The organism is Ruegeria sp. YTSA219 (assembly GCF_059609985.1).
In genome coordinates this window covers 445,528-465,436 of sequence record NZ_JBXWMT010000001.1, presented here as the reverse complement: position 1 = coordinate 465,436, position 19,909 = coordinate 445,528, and the positions used below count along the sequence as shown (strand labels likewise).

General features: G+C 55.1%; 22 protein-coding genes and 1 tRNA gene. 11 read left to right on the top strand and 12 right to left on the bottom strand.

The annotated features are described in order from the left end of the window. Positions 1 to 109: 109 nt before the first annotated feature. The 3 genes from olsA to AC2FFB_RS02355 form a co-directional block, all read right to left on the bottom strand. Positions 110 to 946 carry a lyso-ornithine lipid O-acyltransferase gene (olsA, locus tag AC2FFB_RS02365; protein WP_496874482.1) on the bottom strand — a complete coding sequence of 279 codons (837 nt, stop codon included), beginning with the start codon at positions 944 to 946 and terminating at the stop codon, positions 110 to 112. Positions 947 to 950: 4 nt separating this feature from the next. Beyond that, positions 951 to 1,706 carry an L-ornithine N(alpha)-acyltransferase gene (gene olsB / locus AC2FFB_RS02360; protein ID WP_496712451.1) on the bottom strand — a complete coding sequence of 252 codons (756 nt, stop codon included), beginning with the start codon at positions 1,704 to 1,706 and terminating at the stop codon, positions 951 to 953. 97 nt (positions 1,707 to 1,803) lie between these two features. Next, positions 1,804 to 1,986, bottom strand: coding sequence for a DUF3553 domain-containing protein (locus AC2FFB_RS02355; protein ID WP_142633824.1), 183 nt, complete (start codon positions 1,984 to 1,986; stop codon positions 1,804 to 1,806). 42 nt (positions 1,987 to 2,028) lie between these two features. Between AC2FFB_RS02355 and AC2FFB_RS02350 the strand changes: the two genes are divergently transcribed. Continuing rightward, entirely contained in the window at positions 2,029 to 2,625 is a 597-nt protein-coding gene (locus AC2FFB_RS02350; protein ID WP_142633826.1) for a histidine phosphotransferase family protein, read from the top strand. Here AC2FFB_RS02350 and AC2FFB_RS02345 read toward each other — a convergent pair. The 9 genes from AC2FFB_RS02345 to AC2FFB_RS02305 all read right to left on the bottom strand — a co-directional run bounded on the left by AC2FFB_RS02345 (position 2,622) and on the right by AC2FFB_RS02305 (position 10,036). Continuing rightward, positions 2,622 to 3,884 carry a glutamate-5-semialdehyde dehydrogenase gene (locus AC2FFB_RS02345; RefSeq protein WP_281972108.1) on the bottom strand — a complete coding sequence of 421 codons (1,263 nt, stop codon included), beginning with the start codon at positions 3,882 to 3,884 and terminating at the stop codon, positions 2,622 to 2,624. The genes AC2FFB_RS02350 and AC2FFB_RS02345 overlap by 4 nt on opposite strands. Before the next feature lie 24 nt (positions 3,885 to 3,908). Continuing rightward, positions 3,909 to 5,015: a glutamate 5-kinase gene (gene proB / locus AC2FFB_RS02340; RefSeq protein ID WP_496874451.1), complete on the bottom strand. Its 1,107-nt coding sequence runs from the start codon at positions 5,013 to 5,015 to the stop codon at positions 3,909 to 3,911. Beyond that, positions 5,003 to 6,037: a GTPase ObgE gene (obgE, locus tag AC2FFB_RS02335; RefSeq protein WP_496691244.1), complete on the bottom strand. Its 1,035-nt coding sequence runs from the start codon at positions 6,035 to 6,037 to the stop codon at positions 5,003 to 5,005. The genes proB and obgE overlap by 13 nt, the downstream gene beginning before the upstream one ends. A gap of 37 nt (positions 6,038 to 6,074) precedes the next feature. Further along, a complete protein-coding gene (locus AC2FFB_RS02330; RefSeq protein WP_142633834.1) occupies positions 6,075 to 6,611 on the bottom strand; it encodes a GNAT family N-acetyltransferase in 537 nt (178 codons plus the stop codon). Then, positions 6,608 to 7,216, bottom strand: a complete 609-nt coding sequence (locus AC2FFB_RS02325; RefSeq protein WP_496688076.1) for a LysE family translocator — start codon at positions 7,214 to 7,216, stop codon at positions 6,608 to 6,610. Before AC2FFB_RS02325 ends, AC2FFB_RS02330 begins: the two co-directional genes overlap by 4 nt. Positions 7,217 to 7,309: 93 nt before the next feature. Beyond that, a complete protein-coding gene (gene rpmA, locus AC2FFB_RS02320) occupies positions 7,310 to 7,579 on the bottom strand; it encodes a 50S ribosomal protein L27 (RefSeq protein WP_120635433.1) in 270 nt (89 codons plus the stop codon). Positions 7,580 to 7,590: 11 nt separating this feature from the next. Next, positions 7,591 to 8,208, bottom strand: a complete 618-nt coding sequence (locus tag AC2FFB_RS02315; protein WP_271947092.1) for a 50S ribosomal protein L21 — start codon at positions 8,206 to 8,208, stop codon at positions 7,591 to 7,593. Positions 8,209 to 8,417: 209 nt separating this feature from the next. Further along, positions 8,418 to 9,215, bottom strand: coding sequence for a DUF2059 domain-containing protein (locus AC2FFB_RS02310; RefSeq protein WP_281994622.1), 798 nt, complete (start codon positions 9,213 to 9,215; stop codon positions 8,418 to 8,420). Further along, positions 9,215 to 10,036 carry a DUF2059 domain-containing protein gene (locus AC2FFB_RS02305; protein WP_271948056.1) on the bottom strand — a complete coding sequence of 274 codons (822 nt, stop codon included), beginning with the start codon at positions 10,034 to 10,036 and terminating at the stop codon, positions 9,215 to 9,217. Before AC2FFB_RS02305 ends, AC2FFB_RS02310 begins: the two co-directional genes overlap by 1 nt. A 144-nt stretch (positions 10,037 to 10,180) precedes the next feature. On the opposite strand from AC2FFB_RS02305, the gene AC2FFB_RS02300 reads away from it, so the two are divergent. The 10 genes from AC2FFB_RS02300 (at position 10,181) to AC2FFB_RS02255 (ending at position 19,840) form a co-directional block, all read left to right on the top strand. After that, positions 10,181 to 10,270 (top strand) — tRNA-Ser (locus AC2FFB_RS02300). Positions 10,271 to 10,614: 344 nt separating this feature from the next. Then, complete coding sequence (locus AC2FFB_RS02295) at positions 10,615 to 11,136, top strand: hypothetical protein (RefSeq protein WP_281972111.1); 522 nt, start codon at positions 10,615 to 10,617, stop codon at positions 11,134 to 11,136. A 201-nt stretch (positions 11,137 to 11,337) separates the two neighbouring features. Then, complete coding sequence (locus AC2FFB_RS02290) at positions 11,338 to 12,366, top strand: zinc-binding dehydrogenase (protein ID WP_496790589.1); 1,029 nt, start codon at positions 11,338 to 11,340, stop codon at positions 12,364 to 12,366. A gap of 74 nt (positions 12,367 to 12,440) precedes the next feature. Continuing rightward, positions 12,441 to 13,316, top strand: a complete 876-nt coding sequence (locus AC2FFB_RS02285) for a branched-chain amino acid ABC transporter permease (protein ID WP_281994624.1) — start codon at positions 12,441 to 12,443, stop codon at positions 13,314 to 13,316. A gap of 3 nt (positions 13,317 to 13,319) precedes the next feature. Beyond that, a complete protein-coding gene (locus AC2FFB_RS02280; RefSeq protein ID WP_281994625.1) occupies positions 13,320 to 14,417 on the top strand; it encodes a branched-chain amino acid ABC transporter permease in 1,098 nt (365 codons plus the stop codon). Then, a complete protein-coding gene (locus tag AC2FFB_RS02275) occupies positions 14,414 to 15,178 on the top strand; it encodes an ABC transporter ATP-binding protein (RefSeq protein ID WP_496874450.1) in 765 nt (254 codons plus the stop codon). Before AC2FFB_RS02280 ends, AC2FFB_RS02275 begins: the two co-directional genes overlap by 4 nt. Beyond that, entirely contained in the window at positions 15,175 to 15,948 is a 774-nt protein-coding gene (locus tag AC2FFB_RS02270; protein ID WP_496874449.1) for an ABC transporter ATP-binding protein, read from the top strand. The genes AC2FFB_RS02275 and AC2FFB_RS02270 overlap by 4 nt, the downstream gene beginning before the upstream one ends. Before the next feature lie 5 nt (positions 15,949 to 15,953). Then, on the top strand, positions 15,954 to 17,840 hold the full coding sequence (locus AC2FFB_RS02265) for an AMP-dependent synthetase/ligase (protein ID WP_496874448.1): 1,887 nt from the start codon (positions 15,954 to 15,956) through the stop codon (positions 17,838 to 17,840). A gap of 29 nt (positions 17,841 to 17,869) precedes the next feature. After that, positions 17,870 to 19,030: an ABC transporter substrate-binding protein gene (locus tag AC2FFB_RS02260; RefSeq protein ID WP_496874447.1), complete on the top strand. Its 1,161-nt coding sequence runs from the start codon at positions 17,870 to 17,872 to the stop codon at positions 19,028 to 19,030. A 144-nt stretch (positions 19,031 to 19,174) separates the two neighbouring features. Then, complete coding sequence (locus tag AC2FFB_RS02255; RefSeq protein ID WP_281994629.1) at positions 19,175 to 19,840, top strand: YrbL family protein; 666 nt, start codon at positions 19,175 to 19,177, stop codon at positions 19,838 to 19,840. Positions 19,841 to 19,909 lie beyond the last annotated feature (69 nt).

The window sequence follows — 19,909 nt, the reverse complement described above, 5'->3', positions numbered from 1 at the left end:
ACCGGCGGGCCAGATAAGGATGTCTCCCCTATAAAGCCCAAACCCCGCCTGCGGGTTTGAATGGCGCGCGTATACGGCAGGTTTTCAGGCAGTGCAAGGGCCAATCGCCCTATTTTTCAAGCCGCGCATGGCTGTGCGCCTGACGCACGGTATCTTCGCAATAGGCGGCCAGGGCTTTTCGGTTCTCAAAGTCGCTGACCTTGGCTGGCGAATGATAAATTAGCTCTACGCCACCTTGGCGACGCGCTCCCAAAGTCTTTAACAGATGCGGCGCAAAATCCATGTCACCCCACCAGCCATAAAACCGGTCAGGCTCACCCTTAGGTGCATGGTAAACGACCGACACCGGTTGAACATACATGAAATCGCGTAGATCTTCAGTGAAGAATGCCGCAAAAAGTGTTGTTTTAAATGGTAAAATCCGCAAACCGTCGGTCGACGTACCCTCTGGAAAAAACAGCAGCTTGTGACCGGCTGTCAGGCGCTCCTGAAAAAGAAGTGTCTGTTCGCGTGCCTTCTTGCGGTCACGCTCGATGAAAACAGTACCTGTCGCTCGCGCCAGCCAGCCTATACCTGGCCATTTGGCTACCTCGGCCTTCGAGACAAAATAGATCCTTTTACGGGCATTCAGCGCAAAAATATCAAGCCACGAGGAATGGTTCGCAACAACCGCACCACGCTGGGTCATAAGCTCGCCGGTTGTACGGTAGCTAATCCCGAGAATCCGGAACGCATTACGGCATACGAACTGCGTGATGAAGGGCGTGACCGGACGGTGAACCCCATAGAGCGGGCGCTCGATCATGCGAAGGATCAGCAGGACAATCAGCCCGCTGAATACAAATACAGCAAGTGGTAAACCCCGAAAGAAGACCAATAGCCAGCCGCAGACCCCCAGATTGATTGGGTCAGGTGCGTCTTCACTGTGCCAAGAGGCGTCACTCATCACGTTACGCTCCGCCATAGATGCGCCGTTGTCGCTCATTCATCCGCGCCGTGTCGAGGATAAGGCAAACATCGGTGGTATTGAACATATGGTCGATAAAGGCACCCTCGCCCACAAACCCGCCGAGACGCAGGTATGCTTTTATCAGTGCTGGAACCTGCACCATCGCTGCGCGCCGATCCAGTTTATCGCTATCCAGCATATCCATGGGCTGGAACACTTTGGGCTGAGCCCGAACCCGAAGGTCCGGAGGCGCAAGGTGATTGTGATGTAACATGGACAATGGCTGAGCCAGAGCTTGAGGATCGGTGCCGTGGAAACTGGCGACGCCGAACAAGACCTCGATCTCGCGCTCGGCCACATAGGCGGCCAAGCCATTCCACAGGTGATACATTGCTGTGCCGCCGCGATAATCGGGATGTAGACATGAACGTCCCAACTCCAACAGCTTGCGTCCGCCTTGTTTCAAGATGGAAAGATCGTATTCATCTTCGGAATAGAACTGTCCGATTTCAGAAGCACGATCACCTGGTAACAGCCTGTAAACGCCAACAACTTTTCCAGATTGATCGTCAATCGCCAACATATGATCGAAATAGGGATCGAACCTGTCGCGCTCCAGCCCGGCATCGTGGTCGACCATTTCCCCACCGCCGCCCAGTTCACGTATGAACACGTCATAGCGTAACCGCTGTGCAGCCTGCAATTCGGTGTCATTTTCGGCGAGTTTGACGGTGAAAGAAGGGCCTGCGTCCGGCATCAGAGGTTCCGTGTTGTTTCCGCGCTGATACCGCAGGTTTCAGGGGAATGGCAACATAGAGCGCTTCGATCAAACGTTAACCTTTCTTAAACCAGTTTCACGGATCAAAGACCGGCATCAGGGCGATGCGTGCCCCGTCGATTACCACTTTTCCCTGCTCGCGGAAGTTTACGGTGATCTTACCTGCGATGTTGGATTGTACCTGTCCAACGCCCCAATCGGGGAAATCGGGGTGGCGGACATACATGCCCGGTGCAAGAATGGCATTCAGATCTGTCATCAAGGGGCTCCGGTCCGGTGGCAGATACAGCAGGAGGTACGCATGAGCGACTTGGACGTCAACCTGGCTGAACTGATCGGCTCGCGGATCTGCCACGATCTGATCAGCCCGATCGGGGCGATCACCAACGGCTTGGAGCTGCTTGAAATGGTTGGCGCGGTGCAAGGCCCCGAGATGGAACTGATCGCGGGAAGTGTCGGCAGCGCCGGCGCACGCATCCGCTTTTTCAGGGTCGCTTTTGGGTCGGCCAGCCATCATCCCCTTGGGCGGGCCGAGGTTTTAGAGCTGTTGAATGATGTCGAACGCGCAGGTCGTGTTCGTGTCAACTGGAACCTGACCGAAGCGGTGCCGCGTAATCAGGTGAAACTGGCCTTTCTGGCGTTGATGTGCTGCGAAAGCGCGATGCCATTTGGCGGGGATGTAACGATCGTAAACGATGGGAAGAACTGGTCTGTGACAGGGACCGCGGACAAAATGAAGCTGGAAGCCGAGCTATGGAAGAACCTGCCCAGCGGACAGTTTACCAACAAGGTCACCCCGGCGCAGGTTCAATTTGCGCTGCTGCCTGAATCCGCATCGTCGATGGGACGGCGGGTCGCGACCGATACGGCCTCAACCCGCGTCGAAATCCGGTTCTAAGACCGAACAGTCCCTGAACCGCGCACCAGATACTGAAAACTGGTCAGTTGAGCCGCCCCTACGGGGCCGCGCGCGTGCATCTTTCCGGTGGCGATGCCAATCTCGGCCCCCATGCCAAACTCACCGCCATCGGCGAATTGGGTTGAGGCGTTATGCATCAGGATCGCGCTATCAAGCCGTTCAAAGAAACGGGCAGCTGCAGCGGGATCCTCGGTCATGATGCAATCCGTATGGTTCGACCCAAACCTGCGGATATGCGCAATGGCGGCGTCGATATCAGCCACCGGCTTGGCCGCGATGATACTATCCAGAAACTCTTTGCCCCAGTCATCAGAAGTGGCCGCGATAGTGCCATCAACGGCCAAAGTACCTTCGGCGTGTACTTCGACACCTGCGGCCAACAGCGCCGATATGACATCCCGTCCCAGCGTTTCAGCGATATCCCGATGGATCAGCAGACATTCGGCAGCACCGCAGATTCCGGTACGACGGGTTTTGGCGTTTAAAACCACATCGAGCGTCTTTTGCGGATCAGCGGCCTTGTCGATATAGATATGCACAATGCCTTCCAGATGGGCAAATACCGGGACCCGGGCCTCGCGCTGGACTAGCCCGACCAGCCCTTTGCCTCCACGGGGAACGATTACGTCGACATAATCGGTCATGGTCAGCAGTTCCTGAACCGCCGCCCGGTCGCGGGTTGGGATAAGCTGAACGGCATCCTCGGGCAGGTTCGCCGATTTCAGACCCTGAACCAAACAGGCATGGATGGCTGACGAGGAATGAAAGCCTTCTGATCCACCGCGCAGGATGACCGCGTTCCCGGATTTCAGGCACAACGCCCCCGCATCCGCCGTGACATTCGGGCGGCTCTCATAGATCACGCCGATCACGCCCAGAGGCGTGCGCACGCGCTGAATGTTCAGGCCCGAGGGCATGTCCCATTCGGTCAGAACCTCACCAACAGGATCGGCTTGCTCTGCAACGGCGCGCAGCCCGTCGACCATGCCCTGAATGCGGGCCTCATCCAGCATCAGGCGATCCATCATCGCCGGGCTCAACCCTTTGTCGCGCCCAAATTCCATATCTTTCTTATTGGCCGCAATGATCTTTTCACGATTGGCCCAAACAGCCTCGGCGGCCCCAATCAGGGCTGCGTGTTTACGCTCGGCGCTTGCAAATGCCAGCTCGGCAGCGGCGGCCTTGGCGCGTTTCCCAAGATCGGTCATCAGGTCGGGGATGCTGTCGAAATCCTTCATCTCAGGTGCCTTTCAGTCAATTTATTAAACAGCCAGATCATCGCGGTGGATCAATACCGCGCGGCCAGGATAGCCTAGAGTGGCTTCGATCTCGGTCGATTTGCGCCCCTTGATAGCGTCTGCTTCTTGCGCGGTATAGCGGCTGAGCCCCTGCGCAAGCCGTCGCGCCTGTGGGTCCATGATCGAAACAGGATCACCGCGCCCGAAATCTCCGGACACTTCGACTATTCCTGCTGGCAACAGGCTTTTGCCATTGCTCAGCGCCTGCGCAGCCCCCGCGTCTACAACGATCTCACCCCGGGGTTTCATCGCGGAAATCCAGCGTTTGCGTGCGGCATGCGGGTCAACAGTCGCGATGAACCATGTACAGTTCGCGCCGTTTTCAAGCGTTTTCAACGGGTTCAGAGGGGAGCCTTCGGTGATCGCCATGTCGCAACCAGCAGCCGTGGCCATTTTTCCCGCCAACAGTTTGGTCTTCATCCCGCCCTTTGATAGGCCGGAACCGGCATCACCCGCCATCGCCTCGATCTCGGGCGTGATGTCTTCGATGACGTCATACCGCCTGGCCGAGGCATCCTCATTTGGATTGGCCGAATAGAACCCATCAACATCCGACAACAGGATCAACTGGTCGGCGCCAACAGTGACGGCAATCTGTGCCGCCAGCCGATCATTGTCGCCATATCGGATCTCATCAGTGGCGACTGTATCGTTCTCATTGACAATCGGAACGACGCCCAGCCCCAACAAGGTTTCCAATGTGGCACGCGAATTCAGATAGCGGCGACGATCCGCGCTATCCTCCAGCGTAACGAGCACTTGTGCAGTAGTAATGCTGTGAGGCGTCAGCGCTTCTTCATAGGCGCGGGCCAGCCGGATTTGCCCGACAGCGGCGGCGGCTTGAGACTGTTCCAACGGAAGCGTGGCCAGGGGCAGACCCAAAACGCCACGCCCCAATGCGATTGACCCCGATGAGACCAAAATGACGTCGGTCCCCTGCCCCTTTAGCCATGCGACGTCCTGAGCAAGCGAATGTAACCAATCAGATCGCAGCAACCCTGTGTTCCGATCCACCAGCAAGGCGGATCCGATCTTGACCACGAGGCGTTTGGCTGCGGTCAGGGTTGCCAAGGCAGTTCCTCCTCGGCGGGTTTCTGGCGCACGCGGTCATCGTCTATCCGACCGCGCAAAGCCCGCAGGACGTCGGTTACACCCAGATGTGCCACACCAGACATTGCCATTACGGAGCCTCCGACGGCCTCTTCAAGCTCGGTCTTGGCCAGTTCGCGTTCCTCGTCATCCAGGGCGTCGACCTTGTTCAAGACGGTGATGCGAGGCTTATCGGCCAACTCACCACCATAGGCTTCAAGCTCGTGAATGATCGTGCGATAGTCTTCGGCCACACTTTCCGAGGTGCCATCAACTAAATGCAGCAATACCGCGCAGCGTTCGACATGGCCCAGAAAGCGGTCTCCGATCCCGCGTCCTTCATGTGCGCCCTCGATCAGACCGGGGATGTCGGCCACCACGAATTCCACATTGTCGACACCCACCACGCCCAAATTGGGGTGTAAGGTGGTAAAGGGGTAATCGGCAATTTTGGGGCGTGCGTTCGATGTCGCAGCAAGAAAGGTCGATTTGCCGGCATTAGGCATCCCCAACAGGCCGACATCGGCAATCAGTTTCAGGCGCAGCCATATCGTGCGGTCGATACCTGCCTGACCCGGATTTGCCCGACGAGGAGCTTGGTTAGTGGCCGATTTGAAGTGCAGGTTGCCAAAACCGCCATTGCCGCCCTTGGCCAGCAGGACCCTTTGGCCCACCTCTGTCAGATCGCAGATGACGGTTTCTTCGTCTTCGTCCAGGATCTCAGTGCCGACCGGGACGCGCAGAATGATGTCATCACCATCTTTTCCGGTGCGCTGCTGCCCCCGGCCAGGCTGACCGTTCTTGGCAAAGAAATGCTGCTGGTAGCGAAAGTCGATCAGGGTATTCAACCCATCCACAACTTCGACCCAGACAGAGCCACCTTTACCGCCGTCCCCGCCATCGGGACCGCCGTATTCAATGTACTTTTCGCGCCGAAAACTGACGCAGCCGCCACCGCCGGCCCCGGACCGGATGTAGACCTTTGCAAGATCGAGAAATTTCATGACTGTCCCCTACTGCAAAGGCCCCATCGGCCACAAGTCAGAGTTTTTTACTGTATGTCCAGGTGGGCACGTTCGCATCACGCGCCACCGAATAGATTTCGGCATCACCCAGGTATTCGAAACCACAATGCGTCAGCACCCTGGCTGAGGCTGGATTGTCCTGAAATACGCTTGCGAACATCGACGTGTTTTCAAGCGGATTGGCGACAACCAGTGCTTCGACCGCCAGAGATGCGATCCCGGTGTTCCAATAGACAGGAGCTACCCAATAGCCGACCTCGGATTGGTTGCGATCCAGGCGTTCCAGCGAGATCAGGCCTATCAGCTCCGGACCGCCATCCTTGGTCGCGTCCATTGCCCAGACATCCTCGCTGCGGTCTTCGGCCATGGACCGGGTCACAAAGGCCTCAACCGCGCCGGGCGGCAAAGGGTGCGCAATCCTTGTCGTCATACGCGCAACCCGCTCATCTCCGGCATAATGTTCGATGAGACCCAGATCCGACCGGCGCAGAGGGCGCAGATCGAACCGCTCGGTTTCTATGACCGGCTGGTTTATGATCGTCTCAAGTTTCATAGGTGCGTTCCTCCTCCGAACAACACAAAAAGTACAGACGCAACAGTGAGACCTGCTAACGTCCACATCAGATATTTTTCCATCGGCCGACCTTCAACCGCGTGGGCAATTCTATCTCCGGCAAATGTCCAGATTGGATGAAGAATCACCTGACAAATCAACAAACAAGCCGCGATTGCGAGCGTTGCCTCAAAAGTTGGTGTTCCGACGGCGACAAACCCCGTGAACCCCGCAACGATCATGGCCCAGGCCTTGGGATTGAGCGGATGAACAATCAATCCAGCCAGAAACCCTGGCGCTGCGCCATCAGCCTCTTGCCGGGACAGCCGCGTGTTGGCGATCTTCCAGGCCAGCCACATGATATAGGCCGCCGAGGCGTATTTCAGAACAGCAAACACCGCCGGCGCCTGATCCGCCAATTGCAGCAACCCAAAGCCCACCGGCCAGATGATTAGCTGCTTGCCCAGAATGACGCCGCCCACAAAAGGCAGCGCTGCCCGAAACCCGTAACGCGCACCGGTTCCCAGCAGGACCATATTGGCCGGTCCCGGCGTGCCGACCTGACTGGCGGCAAAGATCAGGAAACTGGTGGTTGCGACTGTCATCGGACTGTTTGATCGAACCTGCGTTAAAACGAAAAAAGGGACCGGCATTTTCTGCCGGTCCCCCAAGAATTTTCAAACCTTATGGGTTTCGGCTTACTCTGCGGCCTCCGCCACTGGCAGGACCGAAATAAAGGTGCGGTTTTTGAGGCCTTTGTGGAACTTCACAGCGCCATCAACAGTTGCAAAGATGGTGTGATCTTTGCCAATGCCTACGCCTTCGCCCGGCCAGAACTTGGTGCCGCGCTGACGCACGATGATGTTGCCTGAAATGGCGGCCTGGCCACCATACAGTTTCACGCCAAGGCGGCGACCAGCTGAGTCGCGACCGTTACGGGAGGAACCGCCAGCTTTTTTATGTGCCATTCTCTCTCTCCTTAGCCTTTAGCAAGCTCTTTGGCCTGCTCAACCCATTCGGGCTTCACTTTGACCGTTTCGATAGCAGCAATCTGCTCGTCCGACAAGGCGGCCAGAGCGGCAAAGCTCTCGATACCCGCCTCGTTCAGCTTTTTGGCAGCGGCAGGGCCGACACCGTTCAGCGCGGTCAGATCGTCTGCAGCAGCAACAGCGGCGGGTGCCTCTGCTTTGGCTTCTGCTTTCTTGGCGGGCTTTTTCGCTGCGGGTGCAGCTTCGCCAGCCGGCGCGGAACCGGTTGCAGCTTTGATGCCCGACTTGTCAGCGCCCGACGACAGGATGTCGGTGATCTTGACCAGGGTCAGCTTCTGACGGTGGCCAACGGTACGCTTCGAGCTGTGCTTACGACGGCGCTTGACGAAGTTGATGACCTTGTCACCCTTGATCTGTTCGATCACGTCGGCCTGAACGGCTGCACCATCTACAAACGGTGCACCAACAACCGGAGCGTCACCGCCCAGCATCAGAACATCGTTGAATTGAACTTTTTCACCTGCGTCGGCAGCCAATTTTTCAACGCGGAGGATATCACCCGCCTGAACCTTGTACTGCTTGCCGCCAGTCTTGAGGACCGCAAACATGCGTCTTTCCTTTGTCTAACCCGCGTTCTGTGGTCCCCTTGCGGGTGTTTTCGGCCTCAGCCACCTCGAACAGCGCGCCCTTTTCGGGCTGTGTGAATGACCCATGGATCAGCCCCTTGGGTCAATAATAACGATACCCGGCGCGGAGATTCCGGCCGGGATGGGCGCTTATCCAAAGATTGCAGAGGAAAGTCAACATGAAATGGCGACTAAAGATCAGAGCCCTGTAAGACAGCCGCAACCGCCTTTCCCAGATCGTAATAGATCTGATCATACATACTGTCGAAGCTTTCGAACAGTGAGCTGTTCAGCGCTTGCCCTGTATCCGTTCGAGAAAACGCGATGTTCTTGCGCATCTGGGCGTTGCTCAGAGGGTTATAGGCCATCAACAGAAAGGAATACAGCCAGGTTTCTGTCTCTTGCTCGATCCCGTCCTTTTGCAGCAGAAGGTTGTCCAGAAGGTCGCTGTCATCGAGAACCTGGCCGTCATTTATCCCCCTGAAAAAGTTGTAATCCGCGCTCAAAGCGCTCCGCACGTTCTGTTTGATCAGGTCGTTGGCCAGTATGTACTCTTCGACCAGTTTGAACTGCATGCTGTCTTTGGTGTTTTCGAAATAGGCCTGTTTTGCCAAGTCTTCGATTGCCGGATCAACAAATGCAAGCCGTGCGGAATTCTCAAGGGAAACGATGGTCTGGCCAAGATCGCTTTCAAAAAAGGCGATGGCGCGTTCCAAATGCACTTCATCCAGGCTTTGCCGGAATCCCTGGACCAACTGATCATACATCCAATCGGGATCATAAATCGCCTCGACCCGAGTTTCGAACAGAGCGCCACCGTTGCCATCCAACAAAGTGGCGTCCATCTCTTGGCTCATCTTTCCGCCTTCGGACAGGAGGATTTCGATCAGGTTCTCCAGACGCATTGCCTGCGCCAGCCGATCCGCTTTTTCCACGGCGCCGGATGATGTGGCCCAGAAGATCAGGGCAAAAACGATCAGAATGCGCATCAGATGTCCTGTGCGGGGTGAAGCTCGGCCATTTTGGTTGCCAAGACTTCGAATTTCATAGCCATTATCTCATACTGAATGGCGTTCAAAAGTTCGTAGACTTCCTGCATTAGAGGCTGTTCCAACGCTTCGACATAGGTGATGACATCCGCATCCGAGAAATCCTGATAGGTATAAGCAGCACCGGCAAGTGCGGAGAGCTGTAAGGCCTGTCGCATCCCGGTTTCGTTCTGTTTCATCATTGCGCGCAATTCATCTGCATCCAACTGTAGTTCGATCACACCTGAAGCGCTGGCGGCGAGGAGGAACCGGATTTGTATTTCCTGAAGGGCGCGCAAAGAAGTACCGCTTGAGTCGATGGCAGTGTTCATCCTTTTTAGACTCTCAACGCGTTGAGAGCCTTCGCGGACAAGTTGAGCGACTATCTCTTGCCCCTGCTGTTGTTTCGCTTCGTCATCCTCGATCAGATGGGAAGCGTTTTCAGCAGAGACCAGTCGTTGACCCAGATCTGATGCATAGAATTCTACCGCGTGATTCAGCGCCTGATCGCTGAGCGTCTGCTCTAAAATCGAAACTGCAGTTTCATGCATGTCTTTGGTATCGAAAACTTCTTCGGTCAGCCGCGCCCAGTCCGACCCGAATCCATCGGGGTCAAAACCCAGCATCTGAGGTGCCGAGGCCGAGGCCAGAGCAATACTTTCAAGGGCAACGTCGAAACCGGTCGTGGTCAAGAATGCCTCGATCCTATCGCGCCCGGCAGCGGATGCCGGGATTGGCAACATGAATACTGTGAAAAGAAACAGCGAAAGGGCGGTGGTCATGTGGTGCGTAAAATGTCTCATGTACAGAAGCCTAGGGGTTTTGCGGCATCTGGCAACGGAAAATCCTGGGATTGATAAATTATGAAACTTTCTGCTTGCACCCCCGGGTGTTCATCACTAAATCCCCCCCTCACAGACCCCCGCGGAGAGGTGCCGGAGTGGTCGAACGGGGCGGTCTCGAAAACCGTTGTGGGTGCAAGCCCACCCAGGGTTCGAATCCCTGTCTCTCCGCCATCAGCCATTCAGCGCATGATTGGCAACCAGCTTTCCGGAATTTAGCTCAAGCACCTGAAATGCAGGTCTTTGTCGCCTTATTCGCTTTGCGCGCCTTCCTACGAGAATTCTTAGCCTCTGTGCTTCCCTGTCGAACAGGCATTTGTGCGACCCTGTGGGTTGGTTGACAAGAATGGCATCTCGGCCACTGGTTGTTCAACGTTGGCGTGTTATTGCCATGGGATCGGCCCAGATCGGCGTACACTGGCTCAATCCCTTGTTCTGAGAGGATGTTCCACGAATTCCCCTTTCCAGTCCGCTAGTTTCCCCCCATCTCGGCGACACATATTTCAAAGGAGAATCCCATGTCGCGTATAATCTTGCTAGGGGTCGTCGTCGCCGGCGTTGGCGCCGCAATCTATTACTATCTGAATCAACCTGCCGCTCCGGTCGAACAGCCGCAAGCCGCCGCTGAAGAAACCGGAAACGCCGTGTCCGAAGCCGTAGAATCGGTTACTGAACAGGCTGGCGAAGCTGCGTCTTCCGTTACGGAACAGGCGGCTGAAATCGTCGAACAGTCCAGCGAAGCCGCGTCTGACTTAGCCACTCAAGCTGGTGAAACAGCGACTGAGCTGGCCGATCAGGCTGGAGAAGAGGTCGCTGCCCTCACCAACCAGGGGCAAGAGCTGCTGAATTCCTGGGTTGAGAGCGGCGCTATGAGTGTTGATAACTTTGACTATGACGCCATGGTGGCCTCAGTTCAGGAAAGCACACTGGCAGAAGAACTGAAGGTAAAAGCGGTTGGTATTCTCGATGATATCAAAGCCTCACCTGCAACAATCGCGCTGAAAATTCAGGAACTTCAGGCCCTGTTGACTGGTCAGTAAGAATTAGAAAGACCGCCGAAACAGGCGGTCTTTCCCTACGTCAAAGAATAGTTCGATTGACGCGCCTTTAGCCATTTGCTTGGCTGATCTGAACACATATGCCACGGTTGATGTCGATCATGGCTATCATTTTCGAAATTGTTGGTTTGATGCAGTCAAGCAGGACCCGACAGTTTCCTATCGTTCAGAAAAGGTACGCACATGACCCCCCTTCCCTCTTCCATGTTTGCGATCGTTCAAACTCATCATGGGTATTCGGGCAAAGCCACTGGTCCCAGCATCCAAAATGCGTCTGATTGGCTGGCCGAAACGGAAATGCCTGTGCCCGAGCCGGGCGCAGGACAGGTTCTGATCCGTCTGAGGGCGTCATCGGTTAATCCGTCCGACCTGCATTTTATCAAGGGTGAATACGGGCAGCCTAGGGTAAAGGGATCTCCGGCCGGGTTTGAGGGATGTGGAGACGTCGTCGCCACCGGTGCCGGAGCCGAGGGTTTGCAGGGACAGCGCGTGGCATTCATGGCCACTCTTTCCGGTGCGTGGGCCGAGTACGCTCTGACCGATGCACAAATGTGTATTCCACTGCGCCCGGATATCTCGGATGACGATGGGTCAGCACAGATTGTGAACCCGATGACGGCCATGGCGATGGTCGATCTGGCGCGTCAGGCCGGAGATGCTTTTATCGTATCTGCCGCAACCAGTCAGTTGGGCAAGCTTATGTGCAGCCTCGGTCGCGATCTTGGGCTCAAGCCGATTGCGATCGTGAGACGCGCTGAGACCGTTGCTGCATTGAAAGAGCTGGGCGCGCATGACGTGCTGGTAACATCAGACCCCGACATGCTGCAGAAATTCGCAGCGCTTAGCAAAGAGCTTAAACCTCGGGTCTTTCTGGATGCCGTCGCCGACCAGATTTCCGAACAGATTTTCTGTGCGATGCCGAAAGGTGCGCGCTGGGTGTGTTATGGCAAGCTCAGCCCTGAACTGCCCAAACTAACGCAGACGGGACAGCTCATCTTTATGGGTAAGAAAATCGAAGGGTTTTGGCTGACACAATGGATGACAGCGACGCCTCGCGAAGATGTGGTACGTGTCGTTGCCGAGGTTCAGGCCCGCTTTGCGGACGGGCGTTGGAAAACAGATGTTTCAGAAAAGCTTACATTAAAAAATGTTATGTCCGGGCTGGTTGATGCACTGCAAAAGAGTGACGGAAAGGTAATTATCACGCCATAGTAGTACAAACCCCGGGCTAAGGAGGAGGCCCGGGATCTAAATGAACCCGGAGCAACCGGTATAGGGAGGTGAGTTTGGATAATGCGCAGCTGCTGATTAGCGGGCTGGCGAATGGCTGTGTCTATGGGCTGATCGCGCTCGGATTTGTTCTGATTTACAAGGCGACCGAGGCAGTGAACTTCGCACAGGGTGACCTCATGATGCTGGGCGCCTTTGTTACCATCGGGCTTACAAATGCCGAATATATGGGGCTGCCTTTTTGGCTGGCCTTGCCGATCTCGTTGGGGATCATGGGCGCGCTGGGGTACTTGCTGGACCGGTTGATCATTCGGCGACTTTTCGGGGAAAGCCAGACGGCTGTGGTCATTCTGACCATCGCCCTGGGCTTTGTAATCCGATTTGTCGCTGGTCTGATTTGGGGGCACGAACCGCAGACGCTGCAGAATCCACTGGCCGGAAAAGAAGTGCGTTTTGGTGGCCTTGTACTGGGGATGGAGGACGTGGCGGTTATTGTCGTTACCGTTCTGCTGACCTGGGGGCTGTACCAGTTCTTCAGTCGTACCAAGCTTGGGCTTGCAATGCAGGGTGCCTCACAAAATCAGTTGGCGGCCTATTATATGGGAATCCCGGTAAAACGTGTACAGGGTTTCATCTGGGCGTTGGCCGGCGTGGTTGCGGGTATCGCAGGCATTTTGTTTGCCGCCAAAGGATCCGTGGACCCGGCAACCGGACTTCTGGGCATTAAGGCCTTCGCCGCTGCGGTCATTGGCGGATTCGGAAGTTTACCTGGAGCATTGGCCGGAGGTTTGATCGTTGGCGTAATCGAACCGTTTGCCAGTCGCTATATCGCTGCTGGGTACAGTCAGATTGCACCTTATGCGCTGTTGTTGGCTGTCCTGATCTTTCGCCCCAATGGGCTGTTCAGCCAAGTTAGGGTCAAAAAGGTTTAAGCCATGCGGATCATTTTCAAGACCAGTTACATGCAAGATATCCGGCCTTGGAAAGACCGGTATCAACTGAGCCTATACCTGATCCTTCTAGGCGTCGTGATCGCCGCTCCGTGGTGGTTGGACGCATTCTATCTGGGTGAGCTGACAAATGTTCTGATCTGGGCGATTGCAGGTCTTGGGTTGATGATACTGACCGGCCATACCGGACAGGTCAGCCTTGGGCATGCGGCATTTCTGGCCTTTGGGTGCTATGCGAATATCATCTTGATCGAGGCAGGCTTGCCATTCCTGCTGGCCTTCCCGATCGCCGGTATCCTGACCGGGATAGCAGGGGTGACCGTTGCTATCCCGGCCCTGCGCCTTCACGGTATCTACCTGGCAATCTTTACCATGGCCCTGTCGATCCTGATGGATGACGTGATTGTCCTGGCCGAGCCGATCACCGGCGGGGTCGCCGGTAAATATATCGGCGGGGTCGAGATATTTGGATTCATGGTCGATCGCTGGGCTACGCCGGTCCAATTCTTCTGGCTGGTGCTTGCAGTCGCGGTTCTGGTCACTTTGGGCTATATCAACCTGCTGCGCGCACCGCTTGGGCGCAGTTTCATCGCCGTGCGAGATTCTGAGGTCTCGGCCCAGGCGATGGGTGTTGATATTGCGCAGACCAAGATGATCTCATTTGCCCTGTCCTGCGCTGTGACTGGCTGGGCGGGCGCTCTGATGGGGATGTTCTCGGGCGCGTTCAATAACGAGACATTCAGCGTCCTAATTTCAATTCAGTTGCTGATGATGATCGTGATCGGTGGTCTGGGCTCAATCCACGGGGCATTCCTGGGTGCTGTCGTCATTGGGTTTCTGCCGCAATTTTTGTCGATCGCAAAAGAGTATGTCGGCGCAGTTTTCGGGGGCAGCACCGTCGCAATTCCGGGATTGGAATTTGGTATCTTCGGCATAATCCTGATCGCCTTTATCCTATTTGAACCCATGGGGATGTATGGACGTTGGCTGAAGATCCGGACATGGTTCGAACTGTTTCCCTTCTATCGCAAGGACATGTTCAAACGTCAGAAATCCTATCTCAAGACGGAGCGTCTGAGATGAGCCTGCTTGAATTTAAGAATGTCACTTTGAAATTTGGTGGCGTGACGGCTGTGAACGACCTGTCCTTTTCGGTCGAAGACGGCGAGGTTTTTGCCATAGTCGGCCCCAATGGCGCGGGTAAATCGACCGTTTTCAATCTGATCTCGCGCTTTTATGAACCAAAAGAGGGTTCAATCCGGTATGACGGGCATGACTTGCTGCAGGTGAAACCGTCCGGCGTTGCAGCATTTGGTGTTGCGCGGACGTTTCAGAATATCGAACTGTTCGAACACGCCACTGTTCTGCAGAACCTGCTGGTCGGGCGTCATCGGCACCGCAAGACAAAACTTTTATCCGAGGTGCTGTTTCTGCCGTCGGCCCGGCGGCAAGAGATCGAAAACCGTGAAAATGTGGAAGAGATCATAGATTTTCTTGATCTACAGGCCTATCGCGACAAGATGATATCCGGCCTGCCTTACGGTGTGCGCAAAGTGGTTGAAGTTGCCCGCGCCCTGGCCACCGATCCCAAGTTGTTACTGCTGGATGAACCGGCCTCGGGGCTGTCGGTCGAGGAAACGACCGATATGCGCTGGTGGATAGATGATATCCGGCGGCAGATGGGGATTACGGTGCTGATGGTCGAACATGACATGGCTTTGGTCTCGGGCGTCTCGGATCGGGTCCTTGCAATGGCGGATGGGGCAATGCTCGCACTGGGAACCCCTGCGCAGGTACAGTCACACCCGGCAGTGGTTGAGGCCTATCTAGGGAAAGTGTCATGAGCGATCCGATCCTGACCATTCGCAATGTCGAAAGTTTTTACGGGCCAATCATGGCAATCCGGGGCGTGTCGCTGGATGTGCATCCGGGTAAAATCGTGTCGATCCTTGGGGCTAATGGGGCCGGCAAGACTACATTGATGAAAACCGTGTCCGGCGTAATGGACCCAGAAAAGGGCAAGATCAGCTTTGACGGGGTCGAAATTCAAGGGGCCGAGCCACATAAAGTTGTGCAGAAAGGCGTCGTCCACGTACCCGAAGGGCGCGAAGTATTCCCCCTTTTGACCGTGGATGAGAACCTGAGTCTCGGGGCCTATACCTCGTCGGACCGGGGGCAAATTGATCATGATCGCGATCTGGTTTTTTCATACTTCCCGATCCTGAAAGAACGCCGCAATCAAGAGGCGGGGACCTTATCCGGAGGCCAACAACAGATGTTGGCAATCGGGAGGGGATTGATGGCAAATCCAAGGATAATGTTACTGGACGAGCCCTCGCTGGGCCTGTCTCCTTTGCTTGTGCAAGAGATTTTCGGAATCCTGAAGCGCCTGAATGATGAACAGAACATGACGATGATGCTGGTTGAACAGAACGCCAATGCTGCGCTGGAACTGGCCCATCACGGCTATGTCATGGAGGTTGGGCGCATTGTCATGGATGGCCCCGCGGATGAGCTGATGCAGTCAGAAGACATCCAGAATTTCTATCTGGGCGTGCAGGAAGAAGGTTCGCGTGAAAACCGTCGCTGGAAACGCAAGAAGACGTGGAGGTGAGCAGCATGAATATAAGCACCCTGCCCTCTCAGATTATGATCAACGGTGTTCAGTACAACGCAAATCCCGGTCAGCGACCGGTCTATGTAGATGAATGCACAACCATCGGGCAACTATTTCAAAAGCGTTGTGCCGATTTGAGCGCGCGTACGGCGCATCGTGAAAAGGATTTCGGTATCTGGAAATCCTATTCCTGGGCGGATTACTGGCAGCACGCGAAATGGATAGGCCTCGCCCTGCAAAAGCTCGGTTTGAAACGCGGTGAGGTCGTATCGATCCTGTCCGAGGACCGAAAAGAATGGGCTTGGTTCGATATGGGCATTCAGGGCGTCGGGGGGATCGCCTCGGGCATCTATACGACGGATTCGGCCGCGCAACTGAAATATCTGATCAATGACAGTGACAGCCGTTTTCTGGTGGTCGAAAATGAAGAGCAGTTGGACAAGTTCCTTGAGGTCGAAGGTGATCTTTCCAATCTTTTGAAGGTTATCATCCTTGAGGATGAAGGTCTGCATGACCTGGACCATGACCGCTGCATGTTGATCGGCGATCTTTATGAGCTAGGTCAGCAAACCGAGCGTGAAGAGCCGAACCGCTTTGACGCCGAAATCGCGCTTGCATCCCCGCAGGATACCGCCCTTCTTGTCTATACGTCCGGCACGACCGGCATGCCAAAAGGCGCAATGCTGAGCCACGAGAACATCCTGGCCGCAATCGAAGCCGGCGCCCATTCCTTGCCCGCATTGGAAACAGATGAACAGCTGTGCTTTTTGCCGCTCTGCCACATCCTCGAGCGTGATGTTTCCATATATTTCCCGCTGGCAACGAAATCTGTCGTCAACTTTGCCGAAAGCCCCGAGACTGTTTTCGCAAATCTGCAAGAGGTTTCTCCTTCGACGTTTACGGCGGTCCCGCGTGTATGGGAAAAGATCTATTCTCAGGTTCAGATCATGGCCCAGGATGCAACCTCGACCGGGCGCGCGGCCTTTGGAATGGCGGTAAAGGCGGGTCTGGAACGTGCCGAAAATATCCTGGCGGGCAAGCCGGTCCCGGCCAGTGTTGCCGCGCAGTACTGGCTTTGGGACCGTTTGGTTCTGCGTAACCTGCGCCGGATGCTGGGGTTGGACAATATGCGGCGCGGTGGAAGCGGCGCCGCTCCGATTTCGGCGGACTTGCTGAAATGGTACTGGGCCATTGGTGTACCTCTGGTCGAAGGTTTTGGTATGACCGAAACATCGGGCCTGGCGACATTGAATACACTTGGAAACAACAGGATCGGAACCATTGGGCAGGCTGTGCCCGTTAATGACGTCCGTATTTCCGAAGGTGGAGAGATTCAGCTTAAAGGGTTGAACATCTTTCAGGGTTACTGGCGAAACAACGCCAAAACAGCCGAGACTTTCACTGCCGATGGTTGGTTGCGTACTGGTGATATGGGCGAGATCGACCAAGACGGTTTCGTGACCATTACGGGTCGCCTCAAAGATCTTATCATCACGGCGGGCGGCAAAAATATAGCCCCGGCCGAGATTGAAAGCCGTCTCAAGTTCAGCCCCTTTATCTCGGACGCAGTTGTAATTGGCGATAAGCGCAAGTTCCTGACTGCACTAATCATGATTGATCAGGAAAACGTGGAGAAATTTGCGCAGGATCGAAAGGTTCCCTTCTCGAATTTCGCCTCTCTTTGTGCCTCCGCCGAGGTTCGGGACCAGATCAAAGACGAAGTTGATGCCGCAAACAAGGATTTCGCACGGGTTGAGCAGATCAAGGATTTCCGCCTGATAGATGTTCTGCTGACGGCAGATGATGACGAACTGACGGCCACAATGAAGCTCAAGCGCAGCTTTGTGGAAAAGAAACACGAACATCTTATTGAAGACATGTACAATTAGACAAAACGTTATCCAAAGGGAGGATTATAATGAGGAATCTGATTAAACGGCTGTCCGCTGCCACAGTATTGACGGCTGTCGCGACACTCTCCAGCGCTCAGACACAGGGTGTTACGGATGATGAGATCGTAATCGGGTCGGTCAATGATCTGAGCGGTATCTTCGCCGCCGTTGGTGTCCCAGCCACCAAAGGCGCCAATGTGGTGTTCGACCGCGTAAACGCTGCAGGTGGTGTTCACGGTCGGACCATCCGTTTTGTGGTTGAGGATAATGGCTATCAGATGCCGCGCGCGATGCAGGGCTACAACAAGTTGCTGAACCGCGACAAGGTGTTTGCGATGTTGCAATCTCTGGGTACGCCGATGAACCTGGCCGGATTCAAACTGCTGGATCCCAAGGGCATTCCGAATGTCGCGCCTTTGACGTCGTCGCAGAAAATGCTGCAAGAACCAGTGCGCAACAAATTCACGTCCTTTTCCACCTATTTCGATCAGGCGCGTGTTGGCGTGAACTATCTGGCCGGCGAATTCGGATCGCAAACAGTCTGCACCATGTATCTGCCCACCGATTTCGGCGAGGAGATTCTGGAAGGCAGCAAGGCGGGTGCCGAAGAGGCTGGGATCGGTTTTGTCACAGAAACCACCCACAAGCCCGATGAGACCGATTTCGTGGGCTCTCTGAGCAAGCTCAGAGATGAAGGCTGCGACATCGTCACTATGGCCCTTGGCGTTCGGCAGGCGATCACTGTGGTTGGCACCGCCAAAAAGATGGGTCTAACGGATATGAAATTCTTGGGAACATCAGCCAGCTTCCTGACCGTCGTTGCCCAGGTGCCGGGTGGCGTAACGGATGGTTTTTATGCCGCCGCCTCATGGCTGGATTTGTGGGCCCGCGCGGATCAACCGGCCCCTGCAGCCTTCATCGAAGAGTATAAGGCTGCAACAGGCGAAGACCCCGTTGGATTTGCGATGTTGGGCTATTCCGCGGCTGAAATGATGGTTAAGGCGCTGGAAACCGCCGGCCCCGATCTGACTCATGACAGTTTCATCGCTGCAATGGAGACACTGGACTACAACGACGAACTGGTTGGAAACCACATCTCGTTTTCGCCGGACGACCACCAAGGTGCCGATACGGTGTTTGTGAGCGTTGTTGAAAACCGTGCTTGGAAGCTGGTCCACGAAGAGTAACGACTGAAAAACAGAGTTTGATCAGCATTCAGGCGTTAGAAACCACGAGCCGTCCGTTCCAATACGGACGGCTTTTTCATTTTGTTTTGAGCTATCCACCTGCGGATAATTGGTTCCAATGCAAAACCGCTATAGTTAAGCCAAATGGAAAAAACTCGAATCGAAAATCTGTTGTCGTTGAAAGATCGTAAGATCATCGCGCAGGGTAATCGGCAATTTGTCTATCAACACCCTGATCTGCCGGACACTCTGCTGAAGATCCCGCAACCTCAGACGATAGATGACGAAGCTCATCTTGTGACGGATACCTGGTTTGATCGGATGTTTCGACGCTCGACGGCGTTCAAAGGATTTCTGCGCGAGTTTCACGAGTCGTTTGATCTTATGGTGCGTCACCAGAAATCCGCTGCTCCTATCCCCGTATGTGAGGTGCGAGGTGTGGTTCAGACGGACCTGGGTCTGGCGCTCATGTACGAGCGGATTTCCGAGCCTGACGGACAGCTATCGCCCAGCCTTATTGGTTTGGTCCAAAGCCGTCGCCTTAAGCCGCATCACTTGGATTCTTTGAACGCGCATTTTGACATTTTGGTCAAAGAGAACGTTTTGGTCAGTAACCAGAACCCCGGCAACATCGTCTATCAGACGCTGGCCGACGGGTCAGGACGATGGGTCTGGATAGACAGTTTCGGAAATAAGCAGGCGATCCCAGTTCGCAGGTGGTTCCCAAGCCTGAACAAACGAAAGATCGACCAGACTCGGCAGAAATTCCTTACTTTGGCTCAACAGGCTTTAGGACGTGAAACGGACTGACAAATCCGTGTTGGAGCGACTTTCTTTTCGTCTCACGCTTGACGTGTGCGGGCTGTTAATCTCAACATT